The 26,111-nt window shown below is 70.9% G+C and carries 23 protein-coding genes; 7 read left to right on the top strand and 16 right to left on the bottom strand.

Features of this window, described 5'->3' with window-relative positions:
- Positions 1-195: 195 nt before the first annotated feature.
- The 7 genes from ACZ52J_RS15395 to ACZ52J_RS15365 form a co-directional block, all read right to left on the bottom strand.
- A complete protein-coding gene (locus ACZ52J_RS15395) occupies positions 196-2,094 on the bottom strand; it encodes an Ig domain-containing protein (protein WP_465618992.1) in 1,899 nt (632 codons plus the stop codon).
- 406 nt (positions 2,095-2,500) lie between these two features.
- A complete protein-coding gene (locus tag ACZ52J_RS15390) occupies positions 2,501-3,778 on the bottom strand; it encodes an alpha/beta hydrolase family protein (protein ID WP_465618990.1) in 1,278 nt (425 codons plus the stop codon).
- Positions 3,779-4,039: 261 nt separating this feature from the next.
- A complete protein-coding gene (locus ACZ52J_RS15385) occupies positions 4,040-5,269 on the bottom strand; it encodes an acyl-CoA dehydrogenase family protein (protein ID WP_465618988.1) in 1,230 nt (409 codons plus the stop codon).
- 3 nt (positions 5,270-5,272) lie between these two features.
- A complete protein-coding gene (locus ACZ52J_RS15380) occupies positions 5,273-6,301 on the bottom strand; it encodes a phosphotransferase family protein (protein ID WP_465618986.1) in 1,029 nt (342 codons plus the stop codon).
- Positions 6,302-6,432: 131 nt separating this feature from the next.
- Positions 6,433-6,945 carry a hypothetical protein gene (locus ACZ52J_RS15375; protein ID WP_465618984.1) on the bottom strand — a complete coding sequence of 171 codons (513 nt, stop codon included), beginning with the start codon at positions 6,943-6,945 and terminating at the stop codon, positions 6,433-6,435.
- 227 nt (positions 6,946-7,172) lie between these two features.
- Complete coding sequence (locus tag ACZ52J_RS15370) at positions 7,173-7,382, bottom strand: DUF397 domain-containing protein (protein WP_465618982.1); 210 nt, start codon at positions 7,380-7,382, stop codon at positions 7,173-7,175.
- A gap of 3 nt (positions 7,383-7,385) precedes the next feature.
- On the bottom strand, positions 7,386-8,210 hold the full coding sequence (locus tag ACZ52J_RS15365; protein ID WP_465618980.1) for a helix-turn-helix domain-containing protein: 825 nt from the start codon (positions 8,208-8,210) through the stop codon (positions 7,386-7,388).
- Positions 8,211-8,316: 106 nt separating this feature from the next.
- On the opposite strand from ACZ52J_RS15365, the gene ACZ52J_RS15360 reads away from it, so the two are divergent.
- The 3 genes from ACZ52J_RS15360 to ACZ52J_RS15350 all read left to right on the top strand — a co-directional run bounded on the left by ACZ52J_RS15360 (position 8,317) and on the right by ACZ52J_RS15350 (position 10,255).
- Positions 8,317-8,667, top strand: coding sequence for a recombinase family protein (locus ACZ52J_RS15360; RefSeq protein WP_465618978.1), 351 nt, complete (start codon positions 8,317-8,319; stop codon positions 8,665-8,667).
- Positions 8,664-8,876 carry a hypothetical protein gene (locus ACZ52J_RS15355; RefSeq protein ID WP_465618976.1) on the top strand — a complete coding sequence of 71 codons (213 nt, stop codon included), beginning with the start codon at positions 8,664-8,666 and terminating at the stop codon, positions 8,874-8,876. Before ACZ52J_RS15360 ends, ACZ52J_RS15355 begins: the two co-directional genes overlap by 4 nt.
- 107 nt (positions 8,877-8,983) lie before the next feature.
- Positions 8,984-10,255 (top strand): polysaccharide deacetylase family protein, encoded by a 1,272-nt coding sequence (locus tag ACZ52J_RS15350; RefSeq protein ID WP_465618974.1) that lies wholly within the window; start codon positions 8,984-8,986, stop codon positions 10,253-10,255.
- A 43-nt stretch (positions 10,256-10,298) separates the two neighbouring features.
- On the opposite strand, the gene ACZ52J_RS15345 is transcribed toward ACZ52J_RS15350, so the two are convergent.
- On the bottom strand, positions 10,299-12,170 hold the full coding sequence (locus ACZ52J_RS15345; protein ID WP_465619234.1) for a transglycosylase domain-containing protein: 1,872 nt from the start codon (positions 12,168-12,170) through the stop codon (positions 10,299-10,301).
- A 333-nt stretch (positions 12,171-12,503) separates the two neighbouring features.
- On the opposite strand from ACZ52J_RS15345, the gene ACZ52J_RS15340 reads away from it, so the two are divergent.
- Positions 12,504-13,613, top strand: a complete 1,110-nt coding sequence (locus ACZ52J_RS15340) for a hypothetical protein (RefSeq protein WP_465618972.1) — start codon at positions 12,504-12,506, stop codon at positions 13,611-13,613.
- A gap of 166 nt (positions 13,614-13,779) precedes the next feature.
- Here ACZ52J_RS15340 and ACZ52J_RS15335 read toward each other — a convergent pair whose 3' ends face one another.
- The 3 genes from ACZ52J_RS15335 to ACZ52J_RS15325 form a co-directional block, all read right to left on the bottom strand.
- On the bottom strand, positions 13,780-14,679 hold the full coding sequence (locus tag ACZ52J_RS15335) for a Gfo/Idh/MocA family protein (protein ID WP_465618970.1): 900 nt from the start codon (positions 14,677-14,679) through the stop codon (positions 13,780-13,782).
- Positions 14,680-14,711: 32 nt separating this feature from the next.
- Positions 14,712-15,383, bottom strand: coding sequence for an O-methyltransferase (locus ACZ52J_RS15330; RefSeq protein ID WP_465618968.1), 672 nt, complete (start codon positions 15,381-15,383; stop codon positions 14,712-14,714).
- 115 nt (positions 15,384-15,498) lie between these two features.
- Positions 15,499-16,164, bottom strand: a complete 666-nt coding sequence (locus ACZ52J_RS15325) for a DedA family protein (protein WP_360503082.1) — start codon at positions 16,162-16,164, stop codon at positions 15,499-15,501.
- A 540-nt stretch (positions 16,165-16,704) separates the two neighbouring features.
- Here ACZ52J_RS15325 and ACZ52J_RS15320 point away from each other — a divergent pair.
- Positions 16,705-18,207: a tyrosinase family protein gene (locus tag ACZ52J_RS15320; RefSeq protein WP_465618965.1), complete on the top strand. Its 1,503-nt coding sequence runs from the start codon at positions 16,705-16,707 to the stop codon at positions 18,205-18,207.
- 171 nt (positions 18,208-18,378) lie between these two features.
- Here the strand turns inward: ACZ52J_RS15320 and ACZ52J_RS15315 are convergent, their stop codons facing one another.
- The 3 genes from ACZ52J_RS15315 to ACZ52J_RS15305 all read right to left on the bottom strand — a co-directional run bounded on the left by ACZ52J_RS15315 (position 18,379) and on the right by ACZ52J_RS15305 (position 21,336).
- Positions 18,379-19,218: a class I SAM-dependent methyltransferase gene (locus ACZ52J_RS15315; RefSeq protein ID WP_465618963.1), complete on the bottom strand. Its 840-nt coding sequence runs from the start codon at positions 19,216-19,218 to the stop codon at positions 18,379-18,381.
- A 214-nt stretch (positions 19,219-19,432) separates the two neighbouring features.
- Positions 19,433-20,293 (bottom strand): spermidine synthase, encoded by an 861-nt coding sequence (locus ACZ52J_RS15310; RefSeq protein ID WP_465618961.1) that lies wholly within the window; start codon positions 20,291-20,293, stop codon positions 19,433-19,435.
- Complete coding sequence (locus ACZ52J_RS15305; protein WP_465618959.1) at positions 20,290-21,336, bottom strand: alpha/beta hydrolase; 1,047 nt, start codon at positions 21,334-21,336, stop codon at positions 20,290-20,292. Before ACZ52J_RS15305 ends, ACZ52J_RS15310 begins: the two co-directional genes overlap by 4 nt.
- A 416-nt stretch (positions 21,337-21,752) precedes the next feature.
- Between ACZ52J_RS15305 and ACZ52J_RS15300 the strand changes: the two genes are divergently transcribed.
- On the top strand, positions 21,753-23,141 hold the full coding sequence (locus ACZ52J_RS15300; protein ID WP_465618957.1) for a selenium-binding protein SBP56-related protein: 1,389 nt from the start codon (positions 21,753-21,755) through the stop codon (positions 23,139-23,141).
- A gap of 67 nt (positions 23,142-23,208) precedes the next feature.
- Here the strand turns inward: ACZ52J_RS15300 and ACZ52J_RS15295 are convergent, their stop codons facing one another.
- Positions 23,209-24,129, bottom strand: coding sequence for a helix-turn-helix domain-containing protein (locus ACZ52J_RS15295; RefSeq protein ID WP_465618955.1), 921 nt, complete (start codon positions 24,127-24,129; stop codon positions 23,209-23,211).
- Between the two features lie 189 nt (positions 24,130-24,318).
- Between ACZ52J_RS15295 and ACZ52J_RS15290 the strand changes: the two genes are divergently transcribed.
- Positions 24,319-25,440: an NAD(P)-dependent alcohol dehydrogenase gene (locus ACZ52J_RS15290; protein ID WP_465618953.1), complete on the top strand. Its 1,122-nt coding sequence runs from the start codon at positions 24,319-24,321 to the stop codon at positions 25,438-25,440.
- Positions 25,441-25,539: 99 nt separating this feature from the next.
- On the opposite strand, the gene ACZ52J_RS15285 is transcribed toward ACZ52J_RS15290, so the two are convergent.
- Complete coding sequence (locus tag ACZ52J_RS15285) at positions 25,540-26,064, bottom strand: DUF6114 domain-containing protein (protein WP_396287964.1); 525 nt, start codon at positions 26,062-26,064, stop codon at positions 25,540-25,542.
- Positions 26,065-26,111: the final 47 nt, after the last annotated feature.

Genomic DNA, 26,111 nt, shown 5'->3' with positions numbered 1-26,111 from the left:
GATTCGACGCACCGGGGGCCTGATCGGATCCACGATTCCCGATCCCGGTTCCCGATTCCGGATCCCGACCCCGGATCCCGGTTCCCTCCGAACAGACGGACGGACAGACAGGCGGACAGACGGACGGACGGACAGACGGAAAACGGCACCGGGGCGGGCGCTGGGCCCACCCCGGTGCGTTCGGCGCGGTGATCGTCAGGAGACGGTCACGTCGTCGTAGTAGGTGTAGGTCGGGTCACCCGGGTAGTTGTCGTCGTGGTTGCTCAGGGTGAGCGTGTAGGAGTGGCCCGGGGTGACGGTGGCCGTCTTGTTGGTCCAGCTGCCGGTGGTGGTGCAGGTCTTGGCGAGGACCGTGGTGGTCGTGCCGGTGGTGTTGTCCTTCAGGGTGGCGGTGGCCCAGTCGTAGGTGACCGTGTCGTTGCAGGTGTTGCTGTACCAGAAGGACAGCTTGCTGGAGCCGGTCGGCGCGGTGAAGGTCTGGGCGAGCGAGGAGTCACCGGTCGGGTTGGCGGAGCCGACCATGGCGCCGTAGCTGCCGCTGTGGGCGGCGCCGGTGGTGGCGGAGGTGGTGCCGGCGGCGGTCCAGCCGGTCAGGTTGCCGGTCTCGAAGGTGCCGTTGGCGACGGGGTTGCCGCCGCCACCGCTGGTGGACTCGGTCCAGCCGAAGCTGGTGCTGCCGGTGGCGCCGGTGGTGTCGGTGGCGGTGACCGTGACGCTGGAGGTGCCGGCGGCGGTCGGGGTGCCGGAGATCAGGCCGGTCGAGGAGTTGATCGACAGGCCGGCCGGCAGGCCGGTGGCCGAGTAGGTCAGGGTCTGGCCGGAGGCCGAGTCACTGGCGTTGATCTGCAGGCTGGCCGCGGTGCCGACGGTGCCGGTCTGGCTGCCCGGGTTGGTGACGGTGACCGTGTTGCCGTGCGTCAGGATGGCGTGCGAGATCGCGCAGGAGTTGGTGTCGTTGGACCAGCTGGCCTGCTCGGCGTAGCTGCCGAAGGAGCCGAAGGAGATGTTGGCGGCGCCGCCGGTGCTGCCGGGCCGGATCCAGGCGCACTCGTCGGAGTTCTCCTGGCCGTTGTAGCTGCTGCCGGAGACGTGGTTGGTCCAGCCGCCGGCCGGGTTCTGGTCGGACATCATCTCGTGCCACTCGTGGCCGAGGGTCATCGTCCAGCCGTCCAGCGTACCGGGCGAGTTGACGAAGCCGACGCCGCAGTTGGCGCCCGCGTCGATGTTGTACGGCTGGTTGGAGAACGCGATGTCGCCGTAGGGCGAGTTCGCCGCACCGCCGGTGAGGGTGGTGTCGCCGTTCCAGTCGTGCCAGGCGCAGTACCCGGTGCTGGGGTTCTGGTAGTCGTCCGGGTTGGTGCCGTGCGGCGACAGGACGATGTAGTAGGCGTCCCGGTTGGCCGCGGCGGTGGTGTTGCCGAAGTGGCCGGCGGCCTTGACCGCTTCCTGGGCGAGCTGGTTGCCGGTGGCCTGGCTCGGCGAGGCGGCCGCGTTGTCGTACCAGACGCCGGACAGCACGCCGCCGCTCTGGTACGGGATGAAGTTGGCGTTGGACGGGCAGCTGACGGCGCCGGTGGCGACGTTGGGGCCGTCGCACCACTGGGTCAGGTCGGCCGACCAGGTCTCGCCGTTGGTGCCGATGCCCTTGAACATCTGCTGGGTGGCACCGGCCGCGCCGGCCGAGTCGTTGGTGAACTTCGCGTTGCCGTTGGCGTCGGTGCTCTGGGTGCCCCACTGGGTGCCGTAGAAGATCAGGTAGACCTTCGAGTGCCCGCTCTGCACGCCGATGCCGTCGACGCCGCCGCCGTAGGACAGCGTCTGCTGACCGGTGGCCGCGGCCTGGTTGTGGGCGTCCAGCCACTTCTTGTAGTTCTCGTGCTGGGACATGCCCGGCACCGCACCGTGCCGGTACGGGTGGCCGTTCTGCGGGCTCCAGGGGTTGAACTCGTTGCCGGTGCTGCCCTGCGAGCTGGAGATGTCCTGCGCGGAGGCCGGGCCGGCCGCGCCGGCCAGGCCGGCGGCGGCGAGCGCGAGCGACGCTATTCCGGTGAGCGCCGCGTACTTCGCGCGTCCGATTCTGGGGGAGTGACCCATGGGTGAGGGTGCCTCTCTTCTGCCGATCGCCCTGCGGCTAGGGGGAGGCCGCGAACGATCCCTTGTGGGGAAGGGAGCAACGGCGAATTCCGCCGGGAGTCGACTCCGTTCGGGGTCTTTCACCCACTCGGAATTGACTGTCCGTCGACTCGGCGCCGTCTGCTGGGCAGAAGGAAAGCAGTACTGATGAACACTGGTCAACGGCGAAGAGTAAGGACTGATTAAGAAACGCGTCCATGCAGGTAAAGGCGCAGATGGCCGGGGTGGGATGAACGCGGATCAACGCGCGTAGCTCATTCACTGAATGTGGATCGGAATACTGTTCCGCATTCGGCGGATCACCACTTTCCGGCGACTCCGACGATCGGTGAATCAGCGTCAGAAAATCCCGCCGCCGGCCGGTGCACTAACCCTCGTACGCCATCTCCGGGAAGCGCGGCGAAGGGCCCTCCAGCAGGTGGTCGTCGTGGTCGCGCAGCCAGCGGTCGAAGAAGGAGGCGACGTACGAGCGGGTGGCGAGTTCGGCGCGGCCCGGGCGGATGTCGCCGACGTCCGAGCGCAGCTGCTCCTTGGTCAGCGCGCCCTGCCGGGCGAGCTGCGGCAGCAGGGACTGGGCATCGGTGTACGAGCCGTGGCGGGAGCCGGTGAGGGTGAGGTCGGCGTGCCAGCCGGTGCTGTGCTGCCACAGGGCGTTCCAGCCGGGCTGCTTGCGGTAGTCCCCGGAGTCGTCACTGCCGGTGCCCATCAGCAGGAAGGGCCGGTCCAGGCCGTCCTCGGCGACGCTGGGCAGGAACACGCCGGTGTGGCCGTCCGGGCCGGGGAAGTGCAGTTGGCCGTCGAGGTTGATCCCGGCGGCGATCCGCGGGTCGTCGTGCATGGCCTGGAGGGCGGTGAAGCCGCCCGCCGAGTGGCCGACCATGCCGATCCGGTCGAGGTCGAGCGACCCGGCCAGACCGGCCGGCAGGCCCTTCCGGGCGCCCAGCCCGGCCAGCTCGTCCAGGACGAAGCGGGTGTCGTCCACTCGGGTGGCGAGGGCCTTGCGCAGCACGGCGCCGATGTCCAGATCCGGCCGGCCGAGCATGCCGGGCAGCACAGAGGAGGCCAACTCCCCGCCGGGGAAGGCGACTTCGGAGGCCTCGTAGGTGTGGTCGACGGTGACCACGACGTAGCCGCGCGAGGCGAGGTCCTCGACGAGCGCGGTCCCCCAGGTGCGCGGGTCACCGAGGCCCGGCGAGTACAGCACCACCGGGCGACGGCCGCCGGGCAGCGCCGGGGCGTCCTCGCGGGCGTGGGTGCGGATGCCCGACCAGTCGGTGCGGTCCGGCTCGGTGCCGTAGTTGACCCGGGCGAGGCCCTCGGCGCCGCCGAAGTGCGCCCCGGCGGCGGGCTCCATGTACGGGGCGCGGTCGGCGGGGCCGGCCGGGCGGGACGTCGGGTACCAGAGGCTGATCATCAGCTCGCGTCGGTGCCCGGGCTGCCAGGGGTCCTCGCGGCCGGCGTCGGTCAGGTGCAGCGAGGTCGTCCCGATCGGGTACGGCCCGGTGGGCTCCGGCAGCCATGCCCGCGCCTGCTGCCCGGCGCTCCCGCCCTCCCCCGCCGCCACCGCCGCGGGCGCGCCGACCGTGCCCAGCACCGCCGTCGCCGCCAGCAGAACCGCCGCCAAGGCCCGTCCCCCACTGCCCATGATGTGTCTCCTCGTGCCGATCGATCGAACACGCAGGACACTACGGGCGGAGACGGGCCTCCGCCGTCATACCAGGGAGCCAACCAGCCCCTGAATACCCGGGTATGACACCCCTAAGGGCTACCTCCGGTGCCGCGTCGGCTCCCCGGACGGCAGGTCAGTCCAGCCCGAGCGCCTCGGCGAAGTCGACCGCCTCCCGGAGGATCGGCTTCATGCGGGGGTGACCCGTGCCCGGGGCTGCCGGGCCGCCCCCTCCCCCGCCTAGCGGTACTTCTTCAGCTCCCGGCGGGCCAGCGAGCGCTTGTGCACCTCGTCCGGGCCGTCGGCGAGGCGCAGGGTGCGGTTGCCGGCCCAGAGCTGGGCGAGCGGGGTGTCCTGGCTGACGCCGGCGGCGCCGTGGGCCTGGACGGCCTTGTCCAGGATCCACTCGACGGTGCGCGGCGTGGCGATCTTGATCGCCTGGATCTCGGTGTGCGCGCCCCGGTTGCCGACGGTGTCCATCAGCCAGGCGGTCTTGAGGACGAGGAGCCGCAACTGCTCGATGCGCACGCGTGATTCGGCGATCCAGTCCTGGACCACGCCCTGCTCGGCGAGCGGCTTGCCGAAGGCCACCCGCTCGCTCGCCCGGCGGCACATCAGCTCCAGCGCCCGCTCGGCGATGCCGATGCCGCGCATGCAGTGGTGGATCCGACCCGGGCCGAGCCGGGCCTGGGCGATGGCGAAGCCCGAACCCTCCTCGCCGATCAGGTGGTCGGCCGGGACGCGGACATCCTCGAACAACACCTCGGCGTGGCCGCCGTGGTCGGCGTCGTCGTAGCCGAAGACCGTCATGCCGCGCTTCACCGTCACGCCCGGGGTGTCGCGCGGGACGAGCACCATGCTCTGCTGGCGGTGCGGCTCGGCGGACGGGTCGGTCTTGCCCATCACGATGAACAGCTTGCAGTCCGGGTTCATCGCGCCCGTGATGTACCACTTGCGGCCGTTGATCACGTACTCGTCGCCGTCCCGCTCGATCCGGGTGGCGATGTTGGTGGCGTCCGAGGAGGCCACCTCGGGCTCGGTCATCGCGAAGGCGGAGCGGATCTCGGCGTCCAGCAGCGGCCGCAGCCACCGCTCGCGCTGCGCGGCGCTGCCGAACTGGGCGAGCAGCTCCATGTTGCCGGTGTCGGGGGCCGCGCAGTTGAGCGCGGGCGGCGCCAACTGCGGGCTGCGGCCGGTGATCTCGGCGAGCGGGGCGTACTGCAGGTTGGTGAGGCCGGCACCACGCTCACCCGGCACGCCCTGCTGGTCCACGAAGAAGAGGTTCCACAGGCCCTGCTTGCGGGCCTCGGCCTGCAGCTCGGCCACGACCGGAGGGATCGTCCAGGGGGCGCGGGCCGGGTCGGCGAGCTGGGCGGCGAGGACGGCCTCGGCGGGGTAGACGTGCTCGTCCATGAAGGCGAGCAGCTGGGCCCGGAGTTCGTCGGTCCGGGCGTCGTAGGCGAAGTCCATCGGTCAGTTCTCCTTGAGGGTGCTCAGGCCGTGCCGGGCGAGGATCGGGGCCATCTCGCCCGCGCGCTCGAAACCCGCGCCGAGGGTGCGGCCCTGCTGGAAGCGGAAGTGGATGCCCTCGGCGACGGCGGCGAGCTTGAACGAGGCGAAGGCCACGTACCAGTCCAGGTCGGCGGCCTCGCGGCCGGTCGCCTCGGCGTACCGGGAGACGATCTCGTCGGGCTTCGGGAAGCCGGGGGCGGTCATCGCGGAGGGGATGATGCCGCCGCCGACGCCGGCCAGCTCGGTGTACATCACCAGGAGGCCGATGTCGGTGAGCGGGTCGCCGAGGGTGGACATCTCCCAGTCCAGGACCGCGGCGATGGTGTCATCCTCATCGACCAGCACGTTGTCGAGCCGGTAGTCGCCGTGCACGAGGGCGGGCGCGGGCGAGACGGGCAGCCGCTCGGCGAGCAGGGCGTGCAGCCGGTCCATCTCGGGCAGCTCGCGGCTGCGGGAGGCGGCGAGCTGCTTGGACCAGCGGCGCAGCTGGCGCTCCAGGTAGCCGTCCGGGTGGCCGAAGTCCTCCAGCCCCACCTGAGCCGGATCGATCCGGTGCAGGGCGGCCAGGGTGTCGACCAGCCTCTGCCCCAGCGCATGCACCCGCTGCTCCCCGAGAGCGGCCAACGGGGCGGCGTCCCGGTGCGCGGTGCCGGTGACGTGCTCCATGAGGTACCAGGACGCGCCGAGGACGTCCTCGGTGTGGTCGATCAACAGCATGCGCGGGACGGGCACCCCGGTGCCCCGCAGGGCCGACATCACCCGGTACTCGCGGCCCATGTCGTGCGCGGTGGCCAGCACGTGCCCGAGCGGCGGCCGCCGCAGTACCCAGCGGGAGGCCCCGTCGGAGAGGACGTACGTGAGGTTGGACCGGCCCCCCTCGATCAGGTCGGCCCGCAGCGGCCCCTGGACAGTCCCGGGCAGCTCACGGTCCAGGTGGACACGGAGACGCGCCAGGTCCAGGCCGGGCGGGTCGACGGGAGTCTCGGGCATCGGGCGGCTCCTCGGATCGGCAGGGATTGACTAAGCGCTTGCTTAGCATTCAACCGAGAGCTGCCCCTGTCAATGCCACAACCCCCCGGGCCACCCGGCCCAGGGGGTCGTCCGCACGGGCGCGACGCGAATCAGAGGCCGCTTTCCGCAGCGTCCAGGGCGTCCAGGGTGGCGGGGTCGAGGGCGATGGCGGGCTCTGCGGAGAGGTGCTCACGCCAGGGCTTGATCTGCACTCGGCGGATACCGAAGTTGAAGGCCCAGCTCTCGTCGGGGACGAGTTCTCCGCCCCGCTCGTACATGACGATGAGAGGCTCGAACGGATCCGGCAGGTCCGGTAGTTGCACTCCCGGAGTGTCCCGCAGGGTTGCCCACCGCACGGCCGCACGGCAGGCGTTCTCGGTCGAGATGCCGCCGACATGCGCCACGAGGAACTCCTCAAGCCGCTCGGCCACCTCGGGGTCCACCTGGATCTCCGGGGCGAGCGCTCCGGCGATGTCGAAGATGGGCCACTTCGGCGGACCGCCCAGCACCTCGGCCCAGAGCGAAGCCCGACGGAGATATTCGACCATCAGCCGGGACATCGAGATCGAATGCGCGTTGTGACCCTCCATGTTGGTCCACGCGATGGCGGTCAGACGGTCCACTAACGCATCAGCGGGATTTGTACTCATTCACACGCCCCCTCCCGCGAAGAGTCGTTCACTCTGCAACGGTCGGGTTCTGGGGGCGGAGGCGGGCCCAGCCCTGGCGTTTCCCTCCACGCACCCGTCGACCTCGATCACTCCCGTGACAAGGTCGACGAACGACGCGACAAGGTTTCAGCCTGATCGCGGGATACCGGTCACGTTCGTGACGAAGCGTTCGACGGCGGTCAGTTGCCGCCGAACTCGCCTGCGGCAGCGGCGGCGACGAAGGACCGCCATACACCGATCGGGAAGACGAGCGCGGGCCCTTCCGGGTCCTTGGAGTCGCGGACAGGAACGACGCCGGGGAAGTCGGGCGAGACCTCGACGCAGGAACCGCCGTTGCCGGAGTGCGACGACTTGAACCAGGAAGCGCGGGACAGGTCTGGCCGGATCATGGGTCAAAGTTCCTCTCGGGCCTTGCGGATCAGGTCAAGGGAAGCAGCTCTGGTCAGCGCTTCCACCTGCAACCGATGGTAGGCCGTTTCCCACTCCCTGACAGTCCTGTCCTCCCGCACGACAAAGCCGTGGTCCGCAGATTCCGTGTAGCCGACCACCGAACGGTCGGCAAACGTCAGCAAGGTGACGAACGCGCGGAACGGGGCATGCTCGGCCATGGCGAACGGAGCCACCTGAAAGATCACATGGGGCTTCATCACCATCTCGACCAGGTGATCGAGCTGGGAACGCATGGTCCCAGCGCCGCCCACCGGGCGCCGGATGCAACTCTCGTCTATCACTGCATGGATGACCGGCGGCTTGGCACGCTTGAGAAGCCCCTGCCGCTTCATGAGGAACTTCACTCGCTCCTCGGCCTGGTCAGGCGTACTACTCCCCCGCTGCACTGCCGCCGCCTCGATCGCGGATGCGTAGGCCTTGGTCTGGAAGAGCCCGGGGACGAGGTTCGGTTCGTAAATCCTGATCTCGGACGCCCGGGCTTCCTGCGCGGCATGCTCGGGGAAGCCCTCCAAGAACCCCTTGCGCCTCATCCCGAGCCACATCAGCTCCAGCGTCTGGCCCGTCCCGAGCGCCTTGTCGGCCGCCCTGACGAAGGCTCGGCTGGTGGATTTGCGGCCTGTTTCCACCGCCGAGATGTAGCTGTCCGAGTAGCCCATGGCTGCGGCCAGGTCTTGCTGGGTCCAGCCCAGTGCCTCGCGCGAGCTGCGAAGCAGGGCGCCGAAGGACTCTCGCGGGGATGACGTTGGATCAAGCTCTCTGCGGTTCAAAGCTCACACCCGATTCCACTTGAGACGCAGGCAAGTTGAACGATTGCCAAGCTTAGCCGACAGTGGGCACACCTGGTAGTCGAGTTACTACGGAGAGGAGTGGACGATGGCCAGTCCCACGTCCTGCGACAACCCCACCCCGCCCTTCCGGGTCGTGATGTACCTGGCGCGGAGCGGTTCCGGCTTCCCCGAGCGCGAGTTGAGCGTGTGTGAGGCCTATGCCGGGGCCTTCGACTGGGGCATCGACCTGATCGTGGTGGACGACGAGGTGAACCGGAAGGGGCCGGAGCACCGGCCCATGCTCCGGGCCGCCTTGCAGCGGGTCCTCGACAGGCAGGCCGGCGCGATCCTCGTCCCCCACAAGGCCGCGATCTCGCCGATCGAGGGCGAGTTCGACGACTTATCCAAGCGTGTGGAGAAGGCCTCCGGGTTCATCCAGGTGGCGACGCGGCGATGACCGACGGCCCCACCACCCCCACGGAGCTCGAGATCCGCGTGATCGACTCCCGGAGCCCGCACTTCTTCACCCTGGAGTGCTGGGCCCTCTGGGACCAGGTTCGCAACGACTACGTCCGCGTTCCCGGTTCCTCGGACCGGATCCGGCGCTTCTACACTCTCGCGGCTGCCGAGGCGTTCCAGCGGAGTCTCGGACACCGTTCAACGTAGGCCCGCCGCTTGGTGGTTCACCTCGGCAGGCGCAACCTTTCCCGCCCTCTCACACGTCGATCAAGGTGTTCTAATGATCGAACTTCAGGGCGATTTTCGGAGGTACGGTGCGGCTTGCTCGTGGCGCGACCGGTCTGCTGGCGGTGGGGGTCGTCTCGGCTCTCGTCCTGACCACGGGATGCTCCGACACCAGGAGCAGACCCACCGCCACCGGCACCACCCCCTCGAGCCCCGCACCCACCACCCCGAGTGGGGCCCCCTCCGACACCCCCGCCCCCACCCCGACCCCGGTGCCGACCTGGGACGGCCAGGTCAAGGTGCTGGGTGACGGCTCCACCTCCGACACCGGGCCGCAGCCCAAGCAGCCCGTGCCCGAGAAGCTGAAGCCCGGTGAGAAGCCGCCGCAGTTCGTCGTCTTCTCCTGGGACGGGGCTCTGGAGGGCGACGACCACCAGTTCTCCCACTTCCGCAAGCTGGGCCTGGAGAACAACGCCCAGATGACGTTCTTCCTGAGCGGCATCTACACCCTGCCCAAGTCGAAGCGCACGCTCTACCACCCGCCGCAGCACGACGTCGGCGCCACCGCCATCGACTTCGCCACCGACGGCCATCTCAAGGACACGCTGGAGCAGCTGCGCCTGGCCTGGCAGGACGGCAACGAGATCGGCACCCACTTCAACGGGCACTTCTGCGGCCCCAAGAGCGGTGGCGGCGGGGACTGGTCCACCGACGAGTGGAGGAGCGAGCTCGACCAGGCGGTCTCCTTCGTCACCAACTGGAAGACCAACACCGGCTACAAGGACCTCCCGCCGCTTCCCTTCGACTACACCAAGGAGCTGGTCGGCGGACGTGCCCCCTGCCTGGAGGGCCAGAAGAACCTGCTCCCGGCGGAGAAGGCGGCGGGCTTCCGCTACGACGCCAGCTCGCCCGGCGAGTTCCAGGTCTGGCCCGTCAAGAAGGAGGGCATCTGGAACTTCCCCCTCCAGATGCTGCCCTACCCGGGCACGTCGGCCCAGGTCCTCTCGATGGACTTCAACTTCCTCGCCAACCAGTCCGGGAACACCACCAAGGGCGACCCGAAGAAGTATGACGAGTGGGAGAAGAACACCCGGGACGGCTACCTGGCCGGCTTCGAGCGGGTCTACAACGGCAGCCGGGCGCCGCTCTTCATCGGCAACCACTTCGAGGACTGGAACGGCAGCATCTACATGCAGGCCATCGAGGACGTGATGAAGGGCGTCTGCAAGCGCGAGGAGGTGCGCTGCGTCTCCTTCCGCCAGGTCGCCGACTGGCTGGACGCCCAGGACCCCAAGGTGCTCGACAAACTGCGCCAACTCGACCCCGGGCAGCCGGCCGACTGGTCCCGCCTGGTGAAGTGACCGGCCCCGGGCGGCTGCGGGCTCCGCAGCCGCCCGGCCCGGCCTACCGCCCGCCCGCCGGCCCGCCCGCCGCCTTCATGTACGAGGTCCAGATCCGCGCGGGCAGCGCCGAGTCGGGGGTTTCCGGCGCCGCCCCGCCCAGTCCCTCCAGCGAGAGCAGCTTCATGTCCCGCAGGTCCGCCCGGAACACGGTGACCGCCGTCGACAGCTGCCCGTTGTAGCCGACGATCCACCCCGCCGTCCGGTCCGCCGTCGTGCCGGGCTTCGCGGCCAGGTCCGGGCCGGCCTCCGCCGCCGGCGTGGCGCTCCCGCCGCGGACGGCACCCTTGAGCGCGGCGTCCACCTCGCCCGCCACCGCCGCCGGCAGTGCCCGCGCGGCGGCCGGCAGGCGCAGCGCGAGCGGCGCGCCGTTGCGGGTGATCCGGAGCACCGAGTACGGGTCCGTCCGGTTCCCGCCGGCGGCGAAGGCGGTGTACGCGTCCGCCGTCCTGATGGCGCTGGGGGTGGAGTTGCCGGCCGCGAAGGCCGGTACCAGTTCGCCCATGCTGCCGGGGAGCAGGCCGAGGTCGGCGGCGGTCTTCTGGACCCGGTCCAGGCCGATGTCCATGCCGAGTTGCATCATCGGCCCGTTGACGGACTGCTCCACGGCACTTCTCAGACTCACCGGGCCCCAGTCGCGCTTGCCGTCGTTGGCGGTCTTCACGATCTTGCCGTCACGTCCCCAGTACGGCCCCTCCGGGGTCATCACGTTCACCCCGTTGTCCCCGTTGTAGGTGGTGGTGGGCGTGATCGGGGTGCGGTTGCCGCCGCGTCCGCGCTGGACGCCCTGGCTGAGCCCGGTGGCGTACACGACCGGGGTGAAGGCCGAACCGATCGGCACCGTCGAGGTGTTGGCGTTGTTGAAGCCCTGTTTCAGGTAGTTCGGGCCGCCGTAGAGCGCGACGATCCTCCCGTCGAGGCCGACCGAGGCGGCACCGACCTTCAGGGCTTTGTCGGCCTCGCGATTGTCGGGGTCGATCCCCTTGGTCGCTTCCTGCACCGCGACGGCCAGCGCGTCGACCCTGGGCTTCTCGAAGGTGGTGAAGATCTGGTGGCCGCCGAGGTCCAGCTGGGCCGGCGTGATGTCGCTGTGGCTCTCCACGTAGGACCGGGCCGTGTCGACGAGGTACCCGACCTGGCCGCCCAGGCCCGCCGACTTCGGCTGGGCCTTGGGCTCGGGGAACACCGTGTACCGGGCGCGTTCGGCGCGGGACAGCTTTCCGACCTCGACCTCCCGGTCCAGGATCCAGGACCACCGTTCCTCGGCCCTCTTCCGGTTCTCCGCGCCGAGCGCCGGGTCGTACTGCCCCGCGCCCTTCAACAGGGCGGCCAGGAAGGCGCCTTCGCTGGGGTCGAGCTGCGAGACGTCCTTGCCGTAGTACGCCGCGGCGGCGCGTTCGATGCCGTAGCTGCCGCGGCCGAACCAGCTGCTGTTCAGGTAGCCGGCCAGGATGTCGTTCTTGCTCATCCGGTCGTCCAGCTTGATCGCGATGACAGCCTCTCTGAGCTTGCGCGCGTAGTCCTGGTGCTGGTTCAGGTAGATGTTCTTGACGTACTGCTGGGTGATGGTCGAGCCGCCCTGGGTGTCGCCGCCCGAGAGCATCGACCAGAACGCGCGGCCGATGCCCTTGACCGAGATCCCGGGATCCGAGTAGAAGGTCTCGTTCTCGGCGGCCAGCACCGCCCACCGCACCGACTCCGGCACCTGTTCCAACGGCACCTCCTGCCGGTTGGTCTCGCCGATGCGGGCCATCTCGGTGCCGTCCGCCCAGAAGTAGACGTTGTTCTGCTGGGTGGCGAAGGAGTTCAGGTCGTCCGGCACCTTCGTGGTCGCGAAGAACCAGGCCAGCCACCCCGTCAGCGGCAAGGCCCCCACCCCGGCCACCAGGAGCAGCTGCCGCCAGGACGGGAGCCAGCGGCGGACCCCGCGCCGCCGCTGGCGCGGATAGTCGAGCCACCGCAACGGCCGCCGTCGCCGGCGTCGCCGCCGTCCGGGCTTCTCCTCCTCGGCCCCGCCACCTCGCTGTGGACGCACAGTCCGCTCTCCGCTTCGCTCATCCGACGGCCCTCTCGAACAGATAGACGAGATGAGGGCGGCATTCCGACGGCGGGGAAAGGATGTGATCGTCGTCATACTGCGCGCGACGGCGCGTCGGAACCGGACCGGGCCTCCGCCGCAACCGCTCCGGCCGACCGTCAGAATGGCGCCATGAGGTTGATCCACACCGTGATCGGTGCGCTGCTGCTCCTGCTCGTCGTCGGCAGCATCCTGCGCACGCTGGTCGTCCCGCGCGGGCTCTACTCGTCCCTGGTGAACCGGCTCTGGGCGGTGCTGCGGGGCGTGCTGCGGCTCTCCGCCACGCCGTTCGGCGGTTACCGCGCACAGGACCGGGCGCTCACCTGGCTCGCGCCGCTGGTCCTGCTGGGGATGCTCGGGCTGTGGCTCAGCGGGATGCTGGTCGCCTACACGCTGCTGCTGCACGGCACGTCCGACCTCAACTGGTCGACCTCGATCCGCGAGGGGGGCTCCAGCCTCTTCACCCTCGGCTACGCCAGCGGCGAGCGGCTGCAGCTGTCCGCGATCGACTTCATGGCCGCCGCCAGCGGCCCGCTGGTGGTCGCCCTGCAGATCGCCTACCTGCCGACCCTCTACGCCGCCTACCAGCGGCGCGAGACCGAGGTGACCCTGCTGCAGTCCCGGGCCGGCGAACCCGCCTGGGGCCCCGAGCTGCTGGCCCGCCAGTCCCTCGTCGACACCGAGAACGCGCTCCCCCAGCTCTACCGGGACTGGGAGCGCCTCGCCGCCGACATCGGCGAGAGCCACTCCAACTACCCGGTGCTGCTCTCCTTCCGCTCCCCGCAACCGAACCGCAGCTGGGTGGTCGGCCTGATCGCCGTGATGGACGCCGCCGCGCTGCACCTCGCCCTGTGCCCGCGCACGGCCCCCGCCGAGGCCCGGCTGGTGATCCGCGCCGGGTTCACCGCAATGCGCGACATCGCCCGCGCGCTGCGGATCCCCTTCGACCCGGACCCGGACCCGGAGGTCCCGATCCGGCTGACCTACGCCGAGTACCTGGGCGCCGTCGCGATGATCATGGCGGCCGGCTTCCGCCGCGAACGCCCGGTCGAGGACGCCTGGGCGCACTTCCACGGCTGGCGCGTCAACTACGAGGCCGTCGCGTACGAACTGGCCCGCCGCAGCGACGCCGTCCCCGCGCTCTGGACCGGCCCGCGCGACTTCCGCGCGGCCGTCATCCCCCCGGCCCGGCCCACCGACCGCCGCCCGGCCGGGTCCCCGCCGGCCCTGCCTCCGGCCTGACCGGCCCGACCGGCCCGACCGGGCTGACACGCCCGACACGCCTGGCGCGCCTGACCGGCCCGACACGCCCGGCGCACGAACGACACACGAACGAAGGACGCACGAACGCACGACGCCGGGTGGGGCACCGAAGCGCCCCGCCCGGCGTCACCGAGTCCGCGAGGCCTCAGACCTGCACCGGTCCGCCGACGGCCAGCGAGCGCTCGGCCGCGGCGAGGATCTCCACCACCCGCAGCCCGAAGTCCGCCCCGCACGGATGCGGCTCGCCGGAGGCCGCCGCGGACTGCAGGGCGTCCAGCGCCCGGTGCAGCGCGGCGAGCGGACCCTCACCGCGCTCCGGCAGGTGTGCCACGCCGTGCTCGCCGCGCAGCTCCAGGCCCGTCCCGCCCGCCGCGACCGGCGCCGTCAGACTGAGCGCGAGCGTGCTGGACGCGCCGCCGGCGTGCCGCAGCACCAGGTGCACGGTGTCCAGCGGGCCCGCCACCGCCGTCACCTGCGTCGCGTCGCCGAGCACCGGCAGCAGTACGGACAGCGCGTGCGGGCCGACGTCCCACAGCGAGCCCTTCTCCTTGCGCCACGGCGAGGCCGCGTACGGGCTGGAGCTGCCCGGCGCGAACACCGAGCCGAGCCAGTCCGAGCGGCCGGTGTACCAGCCGCCCAACGCCGCCTGCTCCTCGAGCCACGGGATCTGCGGGCCGCCGAAGCGCACCGTGAAGAACACCACCGAGGCGACCTTGTGCGCGCGGACCGCCTCGGCCACGGCCTCGGCGTCCGGCACGGTCAACGCGACCGGCTTGTCCAGCAGCAGGTGGCAGCCGGCCTCGGCGGCCCGCACCGCGAGGCCCGCCTGCACCGACGGGGGCAGCGCGATGGAGACCGCGTCCACGTCGGCCAGCAGCCGGTCGAGGTCGGCGTACCCGGGCACGCCGTGCGCCGCGCCCAGGGTCTCGGCCGCCTCCGGGCGGCGGCCCCAGACACCGGCGAACTCCAGCCCGGGATGCTCCGCCAGCACGGGCGCGTGCACCCGCTCCGCCCAGGGGCCGGTGCCCAGCAGTCCGATCCGCACGATGTCTCCGTTCCTCGGTGGTGCTGAAAAACTCAGCCCTGCACGCGGGCGAGCGTGAAGCCGTCGTAGCCCTTGCTGCCGACCGTCTGCACCGAGGTCGCGGTGACCCTCGGCTCGGCCGCGATCAGCTCGTGCAGGGCCCGGGTGCCGAGCACCGCCGGGTCGGTGCTGTCCGCGTCGGCGACGGCGCCGCCGCGCACCACGTTGTCGACGATGATCAGCGAGCCGGGCCGGGTCAGCTGGAGCGCCCGGCGGAAGTACTCGGGGTTGCTCGGTTTGTCCGCGTCGATGAAGACCAGGTCGAAGGGCTCCACGCCCTGCTCCACCAGCGCCGCGAGCGAGTCGGCGCCCCGGCCCAGCCGTACCTCGGCGACCTTCTCCAGTCCGGCGGCGGCCAGGTTCCCCCGGGCGACCTCGGCGTGCTTCAGGTCGATCTCCAGGGTGATCAGGGTGCCGTCCGCGGGGAGCGCCCGGGCCAGCCAGATCGCGCTGTAGCCGCCGAGCGTGCCGACCTCCAGAATCCGCTTCGCGCCCTGGGTCAGCGCCAGCAGGTGCAGCAGCTTGCCCTGGTTGGGGGCCACCGCGATGTTCGGCAGCCCGGCCGCGTCGGCGGCGGCCGCGGCCGCCTCCAGCGCCGGATCGTGTCCGACCAGCTGCTCGGAGAAGTACGCGTCCACCGCGTCCCAGGTCGGCTGCAACGTCATCGGGCCCTCCGGAGTGCAAGATCGGCAGGTACTCCGCCGATGCTACTCCGAGGGCCCGATGGCTCCGGGACGGCCGTCAGTCACGTCCCGTGGCGTTCTGCTGGGTTCCGTTCCGTTACTCCGGGACGGCGGTCCTGGCGGCGGCCGCGGCCGCGGCCGCCTCCTCCGCCTCGATCTTGGCGTGCGTCTTCGCGGCCCGACGCTTCATGATCCAGGCCGACAGGCCGCCGATCACGACGGCTGCCGCCAGACCGGCCCAGGAGAAGCGGGACAGCCACGGCTCGATGCTCTTGCCCACCTTGTACACCAGCAGCGTCGTGCCGCCGGCCCAGACGACGCCGCCCAGCACGTTGGCGATCAGGAACTTCCAGTACGGCATCTTCAGCGCGCCTGCCAGCGGACCGGCGAAGATGCGCAGCAGGGCGATGAACCGGCCGAAGAAGACCGCCCACATGCCCCACTTCTGGAACGAGCGCTCCGCGGTGGCCAGGTGCGAGGGCCCGAAGTGCTTGGGGAACTTGCGTCCCAGCTTCTCGAAGAGCGGCTTGCCCCCCTTACGCCCGATCGAGTAGCCGATCGAGTCGCCGATGATCGCACCCGCGATCGCGCAGCCCGCGACGCCCCACGGGCTCACCACGCCCTTGACCGCCATCAGGGACGCCGTGACCAGGGCGATCTCGCCGGGCAGCGGGATGCCCAGCGATTCGATCCCGATGATCAGGCCGACCACGGCGTACACCGCCGTCGGTGGAATGCCCTCGATCCAGGCGTCGATGTGCAAGGCCAGTACCTCCGTGGCAGGACGGGACCGGCCGCGCTCCCCGTGGAGCCGCGGGCCGGTCCCGGCAGTGGTCCGATGGCGGCAACGCCGCCGCTCCCCCTCAGGGCAGCGTAACGTGCCGGGCGGCCTGTCCCCCCGGCCGATAACCCGTGGTTTTCGACGTGCGGCCGCACGCCATGGTTCCAGTCCGACCGGCATTTCTTCAAGATTCGGCAAAGTACCTCTGCCCTCGAGAGCCCTCCGCTGCCTTCGGCTGACGCCGGCCTCGGCCCGCCTCGGTCGGATCATGCGCGGCACCGCGTCGAGCACCAACGCCCGGACCTCCGCCGGACGCAGGTCCTGAGGACTCGGAGTGAAGGCTGGGAGGAACAAGCGGAACAATTTGATTCCGCAAATCGCGGCGCTCATCAAATCGACTCGCGCCCGACGCTCCGGCAAGGCCGCCCCATCGGACCAGTCGACCTCGCCGCTGGTTGATACATCGTCGACCATTGGCCCTGTATCAACCGCAGCGCCTATTCGGAGCCCACCGGAGGAAGCATGACCACGACCCAGCACGGCCCGACCGATGATCAAGTCGTTGCAGCGCCGACTTATCTGGCGGACATTCGTTTCTTCTTCCGGCCTCAGGACCTGGACCACATGGCCACCATCGGAATCGATCTCGGCACCTATGAGGGAGTGAAGAGAAACGCGCTGGCGATTTACGCACAGACCTCTCCGCCGAACTCGCACATGCCCCCGGACGCGGAGGGGAAATGGAGTGCCGAACGCTCGCAGACATTCCGGAACTGGATCCTCAACGGATTCCCCCTCGGTACGGCGACCCCGGTCGAGCCACCACCGCCCGTGACGCCCCCGACCCGGCTCCGCAAGAACATCACGACGTTGAGCGACGCCGAGTTCGAGCTGCTGAAGACGGCGTTCACCGCGGTGATGGCCCGCCCTCCCGAGGCTCCGGACGGCTACTTCGCCATGGCCGGGCAGCACGGCCTCCCGGAGAAATGGTGTTTGCACCACGAAAACCGCTTCAACCCCTGGCACCGCGTTTACCTGCGGGTGTTCGAGGACGCGTTGCGTTCCGTCCCGGGTTGCGCGGAGGTGACACTCCCCTACTGGGACATCGCGACCGACCTGCCGGACCGGCTGCAGCATCCGCCGTTCGACCAGTACGTTCTTCCCGCCGATCCCGGCGCCACCGCCCTGCCGCCCAAGACCGGATTCTTCCCGTACACCACGCAACGCTTCTCGCCCGCCGACATCGCACAGAACGTGAAGGATTTGAGTGTCCTGGATGAAATCGCCACCTCGCTGAAGCAGTCGGTGTGGGGGGCGTCCGATCTGAACGGCTACCAGGACTTCTCGATCCAGGCCCACGACGGTGGCCACGGGTCGATCGGGCCGACGATGGGCAACCAGTGGGTAGCTTCCTTCGACCCGGTGTTCTGGTTCTTCCACTGCAACATCGACCGCCTCTGGCTGAGCTGGCAGACCCGCGTCGGCGCGACCACGCTGGCCGGATTCCGAACCACGCTGGGGCAGGACCCCAACTGGCCCACGGATCCGCTCGGCGGCGCGCTGCCACCGTTCACCGCGACCGCCGGCCAGACGATCGAAACCGAGGTCTCGTACGATCGGCTGGAACTCGCCGACCCCGCGGAGGGCGTGTTGGAGAATCTGTCCGGAAACATCGAGGCCGCCCGCACCTTCGCGTTCCGGAGCGCCAACCCTGTTTCGGTGCGGGTCAAGGGGATCGACCGGCTGAACATCCCGGGTTCGTTCATCGTGAGTTTGCTCGCGGACGGTGAGCCGATCGCGAAGCGCTTCTTCTTCCAACCGGACAATCCGCGGAACTGCGAGAATTGCGCGCAGCACGGCCTCGTCAACATCGACTTCCGGATGACACAGGAACAGCTTCTCGACCGGACGCTGTCCGTCCGCATCGACGTTCCCGGGCAACCCGAGGAAATCGGTACCGCCTTCCCGCTCTCCCAGGCAGGAAATCCCACCATCAATGCGCGGCTGCTGGTGCAGGAAGCGTAGCCGCCGGGCCCACCGGTACCCGGGCTCGGTGCCGCACGGCGGACGGTGACGGCCGTCGGCATGTTCTACATGCTGGTCGGCATGAGCTGACCGCAGCGCCCTGGGCACCCGGTCCACCGGCATTGATCAGGTGTTCGACGACTGCATGCTGTCCTACGACGGCTTGCAGTCCTAGGACTGCTCGGGCCGCTCGGCGAAGTCCAGGACGGTGACGGACGGACGGCGGGTGGCCAGTGGCGGGATGGTCAGCGCGAGTGGCAGCAGGGCGCCGACCAGACCGCGTCCGCCGGTCGGCCGGACGTCCCGCACCGCCGCCACCGCCGGACTGGCGGTGCGGAGCTTGTCCCGCTCACCCGCGTCCATCGCCCACGGCATCGGCGGCGGCTGGTAGCCGCGGGCATGCATCTTCCCGTTCAGGGTGAGTCGGCTGAACCAGCGCGGCACGGCGTCCAGCACGAGAGAGCCGCCCGGGAACCGCTCCGCGCAGCCCGCGATCAGGGATCTCACCCGGGCCGGCGGAAGGTACATCAACAAGCCTTGTGCAGTGACCAGTACCTCACGGTTGCGGTCCACCTCGTCGGCCCACCCCAGTTCGGCGGCGTCGGCGGCCAGGTAGCGCTGGCGCGCGCCGGGCGGCAACAGCTCCGAGCGCAGCGCCACCGCCTCCGGCAGGTCCACGCTCAGCCAGCGGGCCCGCCCGTTGTCGACCCGCCAGTACTGGGTCTCCAGGCCCTCCCCCAGGCAGACCACGGTGCCGCGCGGCTCCCGGGCCAGGAAGTCCGCCACCTCACGGTCGAAGCAGGCCGCGCGCAGCGCTTGCAGCTGGCTCACCATCGCGTTCCGGCCGAACCGCTCCGCGAACGGGAAGTCGATCCGGCCGACCAGCTCGACCGCCTTCGGGTCCGGCAGCACGGTGTCCGGCCGCCGCGCCTCCACCGCCCGGTGCCACAGCGTCCACAGCGCCGTCTCCGGCACCGCCTCCAGCTCGGGCCGCTCCGCGCCGCCAGTCATCGCTCGCTCCTTCGACGTGCTCCCCGGATGCCCGCGCGTGTGCCACGCGTACCCCGCGGGTGCCGAACGGGTGCCGCGCGGGTGTCTCGCGCTCGGGCATGAACCCGCCGATTCTGACACCCGGTCCGGACCGCCCCACCCGCCGACGCGCCGCTCGACCGGCGGCAGGAGAAGTCGACGTGGCCGACTTCTCGCGCACCACACCCGGCTCGGCTCAGCCGACGCTGAAGGCACCGTCCGGCGGAGGCGGGGAATCGGTGGCGTCCGCATCCGTGACCGGGGCCGTGCGGCCGACCAGAGCCGCCAGGTCGTCCCCCTCCACCAACCGGGCCGGGAAGATGTCACCCGCGAACAACCGGGCCAGCTCCGCCTCCGGCAGCGGCGCCGTCGACCCGGCCAGCAGCACATTGCCGTACCGCCGCCCGCGCAGCACCGACGCCTCCGCCACCAGGCAGACGTACGGGAACACCGCCCCTACCGTCGCCGCCTGTGCCTTGGCGAACGCCAGCGGCGGGCCGTCCGCCAGGTTGGCCGCGTAGCAGCCGCCCTCGCGCAAGGTGTCCGCCGCCAACCGCAGGAACTCCATCGACGTGAGGTGCGCCGGGGTGCGGGAGCCACGGAAGACGTCGGCGATCACCAGGTCCTGCGAGGCCGCCGGGACGTCGGCGAGGGCCGCCCGGGCATCGCCGACGGTCGCGGTGACGTCCGCGCCGGGCCCCTGCCAGGGCAGCCGTTCGGCGACCAGCTCCAGCAGCGGCCCGTCCACCTCCACCACCCGCTGCCGCGAACCCGGCCGGGTGGCCGCCAGGTAGCGGGGCAGGGTGAGCGCGCCGCCGCCGAGGTGCAGCACGTCCAGCGGCTGCCCGGCGGGGGCCAGCGCGTCCGCGAGGTGGCCGAGGCGCCGGGTGTACTCGAACTCCAGGTGCGTCGGATCGGCGAGATCGACGTACGACTGCGGGGTGCCGTCCAGGGTCAGCAGCCAGCCGCCGTCGCGGTCGATGTCCGGCATGAGCTTGGCGAAGCCGAGGTCGGTCCGCCGCCCCACCGGCACCGGCTCGTCGCGCTCGAAGGTCATGCGCTTTCCCCGGCCGGCCGCACGTCCCCCGGCCGCACGTCCACCGACTGCACGTCCGCCGGCTGCACGTCCGCCGCGTTCACGTCCACCGGCTGCACGTCCAGGTACGCCGCGAGCCAGTGATCCAGCTCGGCGAACACCTGGGTGCGAGCCTTCTCCCCGGAGAGCACCAGGTCGTGCATACCGCCCTCGATCCGGACGATCGTCACGTGCCGGCCGAGCCTCGGCCCCTGTGCGGCGATGTCGTCGGCGCGCAGCACCGCGTCCGCGTGGTGCAGCGCGTTGTGCCACTTCGTGGTGGCGATGGACTTGGTCGAGGCCATCAACAGCACCGGCACGTCGATGCCCAGCCCGTGCCGCAGCCGCCGGTGCCCCTGGTGGATCGCCGACAGCCAGCCCGCGAACAGCGGGAAGCCCTCGGCGGGCTTGAGCGTGAGGTCGAAGTCCCACTCGCCCCTGTGGTCCTTGTGCAGGCTGTGCGTGTAGTGCGGGTTCAACGTCGACGGCAGCACCCGGGTCGGCGCCAGCCGCCCGATCGCCGTCACCGCCGGCCCGCCGACGCTCCGTACGACCGGTGACGTCGGCATCGACAGGAACGGCGAGTTGAGGAACAGCCCGTCCACCAGGCCCCGCCGGGCCCGACGCCCCGCCCACAGCGCACCGACCAGCCCACCCGTCGAGTGCCCGTTCACCAGCAGCTGCCGGTGCCCGTCCACCTCCCGGATGATCCGCACCGCCTCGTCGATCTCCTCGTCGTACTCCACGAGGTCACGGACGAAGTTCGGCGACTGGTGCGGGCGCAGCGAACGGCCGTACTTGCGCAGGTCGAGCGCGTAGAACGAGAACCCGAGCGCGGTGTAGTGGTCGGCCAGGTTGGTCTGGAAGAAGTAGTCGTTGTACCCGTGGATGTAGAGCACGGCCCGCTGCGCGCCGGGGACCAGCCGACGCACCAGCGTCGCGCACACCGCCCCTTCGGCATCCGGCCGCAGCTCCAGCTCCGCCGCCTCGTAAGGGGCACCCAGGACGTCTTCCCGAAACTCCATCTGCGCCGCACCGATCCTCTGCTCCGCCCGCCGATGTGGCAGGTGACCACCCGTTCCGAGCCAGACGATACCGGCCGGTAGGTGCCCGGCGCTCGGCGGTGGCCGGTCAGTCGGCGGGGGTGTCCGAGGGAGGAGCCGCCGGCGCACAGCAGCGCGTGGCCGACGGCGATGGCCTGGATCGCCCTGCCGATGCCGCCGAGGCCGGTGACGGTGACCGCCGGCGGGCGAGCCTCGATCGTCACCTTCGCGGTATCCGCCTGGACGACCGGGCTGTGGAAGTCGCCTCCCCCGGTCATGCTGTCGTGCACCGGCTCACGGTGCGCTCCGCGCCTCCGTCCCACTCCTCGTACGCCTGCTGTGCGCCGGTGGTCGTGTGGAACGCTTCCCGGACAGGGCAGGCGAGTTGGGGAGTGCACATGGATCCGTCGCTGTACCGGTCGGCCACCGAGGCGATGGCCGCGCCGCCGGAGAAGCTCGCGTACGTCGCCGGGTTCGACCGGTGGGCTCAGCGGCCGGACGCGCTGCTCACGGTGGACACGGATCCGGCATCAGCCGACTACGGGACGGTGCTGAACTTCGCCGAACTCCCCACCCTGGGCGACGAGTTGCACCATTTCGGCTGGAACGCCTGTTCCAGCGCCCTGGCCCATGCCTGCCACGAGAATCCGGAGCGGCGGTTCCTGCTGCTCCCCGGGCTGCGCTCCTCGCGCCTGCACGTCATGGACACCCGGCCCGACCCCGTCCGGCCGCGCCTGGTGAAGACCGTCGAGGCCGCCGAACTCGCCGCCAAGGCGGGCTACTCGCGCCCGCACACCCTGCACTGCGGCCCGGAGGGGGTGTTCCTGTCGTGCCTGGGCGCCGGTGAGGGCACGGACGGACCGGGCGGGGTGGCGATCCTCGACCACTCCACCTTCGATGTGCTGCGCGCCTGGGAGACGGAGCGCGGGCCGCAGCACTTCGCGTACGACGTCTGGTGGCACCTCGGCACCAATGTGGGGGTGACCAGTGAGTGGGGCAGCCCGTGGATGGTCGAGGACGGGGTGGTGCCGGAGCTGCTGCTGGGCCGCAAGTACGGGCACGCACTGCACTTCTGGGAGCTGGACTCGGGGCGGCACCTGCAGCGGATCGACTTCGGCGACCAGTACCAGATGGTGTTGGAGCTGCGTCCGGCGCACGATCCGCAGGCGGAGTGGGGGTTCGCCGGGGTGGTGGTGAACGTCGAGGACCTCTCCTCCTCGGTCTGGCTCTGGTACCGGAACGGGCCGGCGTTCACCGCGCGCAAGGTGATCGACATCCCCGCCGAACCGGCGAAGGCCGAGGACCTGCCGCGCGCACTGCAGCCGTTCGGCGCGGTGCCGCCGCTGGTCACCGACATCAATCTGTCGGTGGACGACCGCTGGTTGTACGTGTCGGCCTGGGGCACCGGCGAGCTGTTCCAGTTCGACGTCTCGGATCCCTTCCACCCCCGGCTCGCCTCCTCCGTCCGGCTGGGTGGGGTCGTCGCCCGCACCCCGCACCCGGCCGAGCCGGGACGGCCGTTGAGCGGGGCGCCGCAGATGGTGGAGATCAGCCGGGACGGCCGGCGGCTGTATCTCACCAACTCCCTCTACGGCGCCTGGGACGACCAGTTCTACCCGGACGGCATCGAGCCGTGGATGGTCAAGCTGGACGCCGACCCCGAGGCGGGCGGGCTGAGCGTCGACGAGCGTTTCTTCCCGCACGGCGCGGATTTCCGGGGCCTGCGCGTTCACCAGACCCATCTCGCGGGCGGCGACGCGTCCTCGGACTCCTACTGCTTCCGCTGAGCGCTCAGCGCTGCAGCGCCTGGTCGTACCGGGCCTTGCCAGGAGCCCTTGCCAAGACCCCTGCCGACTACCGGGACTGCTCGGCGGGCGAACCGGCGGGCGAACCGGCGGGTGAGCCGGTCGTCCGCTCGGGCGGGTCGGTCTGGAACTCGGTGGCCACCCAACTGGCCAGCAGGCGCAGCGATTCGGCCGAGGACGAGCCCGGTTCGGCGTGGTAGGTGACCAGTACCTGGTCCGAGTCCCCGGCCGGACGCAGGGTCTCGTACTGCAGGCTGAGCCCGCCGACCACCGCGTGGTGCAGCCGCTTGGTGCCGTGGCCCTTGTCCTGGATGTTGTGGGTGGCCCAGAGGCGGCGGAAGTCCTCGCTCTTGACGGAGAGTTCGCCGATGAGCGAGGCCAGCCGGGGGTCGTCCGGGTCGCGCCCGGCGTCCAGGCGCAGGATGCCGACGACGTCGCTGGCCTTGCCTTCCCAGTCCTGGTAGAGCTCGCGCGCGGCCGGGTCGAGGAAGACGTTCCAGGCCATGTTGCGCTGCTCGGGCGGCATCGCGGCGAAGTCGCCGAGGAGAGCGGTGCCGAGGCGGTTCCAGGCGATGATGTCGAGGCGCCGGCCGAGCACGTACGCGGGAACGCCGTCCATCGCGTCCAGGAGCTGTTGCAGCGCGGGCCGCACCAGCTGCGCCCGGGCGGCGGCCCGGCCGGAGCGGCGGCGGGCGGGCTTGGTGAGCCGGCCGAGGTGGTCGCGCTCGGCGGGGCTGAGCCGCAGCACCCGGGCGATGGCGTCCAGCACGGCGGTGGAGACGTTCTCGCCGTGGCCCTGTTCGAGCCGGGTGTAGTAGGCGGTGCTGACTCCGGCGAGCTGGGCCAGTTCCTCGCGGCGCAGCCCGGGGACCCGACGCCGGGTGGTGGTGTCCCGCAGGCCCACGTCCTCGGGCCGCAGCCGGGCACGGCGGGATCGGAGGAACTCGCTGAGTTCGGTGCGCTGGTCCATGTCTGCAGTATGCGGGCGATCCGGTGCGCCGGGGGGCGGGTGAGGGTGATACTGCCGTGCGTACCTTCCGCGGGCGTACGTCCGGCCCGCCTACGTTCCGCCCGCCTACGTTCCGCTCCCCTACGTCCCGGGTTCGTACGAAGACCTCTGGTCTGGTTGGCCCGATCGCGCCGCAGCAGTCTTGAGGGCATGACGAACGAGACGACGAACACGACGAGCACGACGAGCACGACGAGCACCACGAGCACGACGAGCACGACGAACACCCGCACCGTCGCCGCCTACGCGGCGCAGCGGCCCGACGCCCCGCTGGCGAAGACCACCGTCACCCGCCGGGCCGTGGGCGAGCACGACATCGTGATCGACATCAAGTACTCCGGCATCTGCCACTCCGACATCCACCAGGTCCGCGAGGACTGGGGCACCGGCATCTTCCCCATGGTGCCGGGCCACGAGATCGCGGGCGTGGTCAGCGAGGTCGGCCCCGGCGTGACCCGCTGGAAGGTCGGCGACCGGGTCGGCGTCGGCTGCTTCGTCGACTCCTGCCGCGAGTGCGACAACTGCCTCGCCGGCCTCCAGCAGTACTGCACCCGCGAGGGCGGCGTCACCTTCACCTACAACAGCACGGGCACGGACGGCCTGCCGACCTACGGCGGCTACTCCTCGGAGCTGGTGGTGGACGAGGCGTACGCGCTGAGCATCCCCGACAACCTGCCGCTGGACGCCGCCGCGCCGCTGCTGTGCGCGGGCGTCACGCTGTACTCGCCGCTCGCCCACTGGGGCGCGGGCCCGGGCAAGAAGGTCGCGATCGTGGGCCTCGGCGGCCTCGGCCACATGGGCGTCAAGCTCGCCCACGCGATGGGCGCGGAGGTCACCGTGCTCAGCCAGTCGCTGCGCAAGCGCGAGGACGGCCTCAAGCTCGGCGCCGACCACTACCGGGCCACCTCCGACCCGGCGACCTTCAGTGAGCTGGCGGGCAGCTTCGACCTGATCGTCAACACCGTCTCGGCCGACCTCGGCCTCAGCGCCTACCTGCTCCTGCTGCGCACCGACGGCACCATGGTGCAGGTCGGCGCGCCGGAGAAGCCGGTCTCGGTCAACGCCCACGCGCTGATCACCGGGCGCCGCTCGCTGGCCGGGTCGATGATCGGCGGGCTGCCGGGGACCCAGGAGATGCTGGACTTCTGCGGTGAGCACGGCATCACCGCCGAGATCGAGCTGATCCGGGCCGACCAGATCAACGAGGCCTACCAGCGGGTGCTGGACGGCGACGTCCGGTTCCGCTTCGTGATCGACGCCTCGACCATCTGATCGACGCCTCGCGACGATCCGACGGAGCTCGCACGAGCCCGTCAGCGGGTGCCCCGCGTCCTGGTGCTCTCCCTTCACCAGGCGCGGGGCACCCGCGTTTCAGACGGAGGCCGTCTTGGCCGCCTGCCGCTCCTCGCGGCGGTCCAGCCGCCGCTGCCGGCCACGGCGCAGCGGCTGGTCGGGCAGCCAGCCGAAGGTGAGGCAGGAGCCCACCACCCCGAGCAGCATCCCGATCAGGAAGCCGCCCAGGTTGGAGGTGACCCAGCTGGCCAGCGAGGCCAGCACGGCGAGGATGGAGTAGAACAGCCGCTGCGCCGGGTTGAACAGGATCAGCAGGCCGCACAGCACCATCACCGCCGGCACCAGGTACCCAGCCAGTCCCTGCATCCCGATGTGCAGGACGACGGGCAGCGGGGCCCGCAGGGTGAACAGGATCTCGGCGCCGCCGAGCAGCACCAGCAGCCCGCCCCAGAACGGTCGCCTGCCCCGCCAGTCGCGCCGCTTGACCGGGCGGGTGGCGGGCTCGCCGGCTGTGGGCTCGGCGTCCGCGGCTGTGGCGGCAGCGGGCTCGGCGGCGGCCGTGGCAGCGGTGCCGGGCGTGGCGGCCGTCCCCTCGGCCGCCACCCCCTCGGCCCGCGCCGCGGTGCCCTCGCCGGCGCCGGCCGGCTCCG

The sequence above is a fragment of the Kitasatospora sp. NPDC034035 genome (genome assembly GCF_055575755.1).
Note: the sequence above shows the minus strand (reverse complement) of the source record. Positions and strands in the feature narration are given on the sequence as shown.

Coding starts and splice junctions, on each gene's coding strand:
- ACZ52J_RS15395 (WP_465618992.1), bottom strand. CDS start 2,094: ATGGGTCACTCCCCCAGAATCGGACGCGCGAAGTACGCGGCGCTCACC.
- ACZ52J_RS15390 (WP_465618990.1), bottom strand. CDS start 3,778: ATGGGCAGTGGGGGACGGGCCTTGGCGGCGGTTCTGCTGGCGGCGACG.
- ACZ52J_RS15385 (WP_465618988.1), bottom strand. CDS start 5,269: ATGGACTTCGCCTACGACGCCCGGACCGACGAACTCCGGGCCCAGCTG.
- ACZ52J_RS15380 (WP_465618986.1), bottom strand. CDS start 6,301: ATGCCCGAGACTCCCGTCGACCCGCCCGGCCTGGACCTGGCGCGTCTC.
- ACZ52J_RS15370 (WP_465618982.1), bottom strand. CDS start 7,382: ATGATCCGGCCAGACCTGTCCCGCGCTTCCTGGTTCAAGTCGTCGCAC.
- ACZ52J_RS15360 (WP_465618978.1), top strand. CDS start 8,317: ATGGCCAGTCCCACGTCCTGCGACAACCCCACCCCGCCCTTCCGGGTC.
- ACZ52J_RS15355 (WP_465618976.1), top strand. CDS start 8,664: ATGACCGACGGCCCCACCACCCCCACGGAGCTCGAGATCCGCGTGATC.
- ACZ52J_RS15340 (WP_465618972.1), top strand. CDS start 12,504: ATGAGGTTGATCCACACCGTGATCGGTGCGCTGCTGCTCCTGCTCGTC.
- ACZ52J_RS15330 (WP_465618968.1), bottom strand. CDS start 15,383: ATGACGTTGCAGCCGACCTGGGACGCGGTGGACGCGTACTTCTCCGAG.
- ACZ52J_RS15320 (WP_465618965.1), top strand. CDS start 16,705: ATGACCACGACCCAGCACGGCCCGACCGATGATCAAGTCGTTGCAGCG.
- ACZ52J_RS15315 (WP_465618963.1), bottom strand. CDS start 19,218: ATGACTGGCGGCGCGGAGCGGCCCGAGCTGGAGGCGGTGCCGGAGACG.
- ACZ52J_RS15310 (WP_465618961.1), bottom strand. CDS start 20,293: ATGACCTTCGAGCGCGACGAGCCGGTGCCGGTGGGGCGGCGGACCGAC.
- ACZ52J_RS15305 (WP_465618959.1), bottom strand. CDS start 21,336: ATGGAGTTTCGGGAAGACGTCCTGGGTGCCCCTTACGAGGCGGCGGAG.
- ACZ52J_RS15300 (WP_465618957.1), top strand. CDS start 21,753: ATGGATCCGTCGCTGTACCGGTCGGCCACCGAGGCGATGGCCGCGCCG.
- ACZ52J_RS15295 (WP_465618955.1), bottom strand. CDS start 24,129: ATGGACCAGCGCACCGAACTCAGCGAGTTCCTCCGATCCCGCCGTGCC.
- ACZ52J_RS15290 (WP_465618953.1), top strand. CDS start 24,319: ATGACGAACGAGACGACGAACACGACGAGCACGACGAGCACGACGAGC.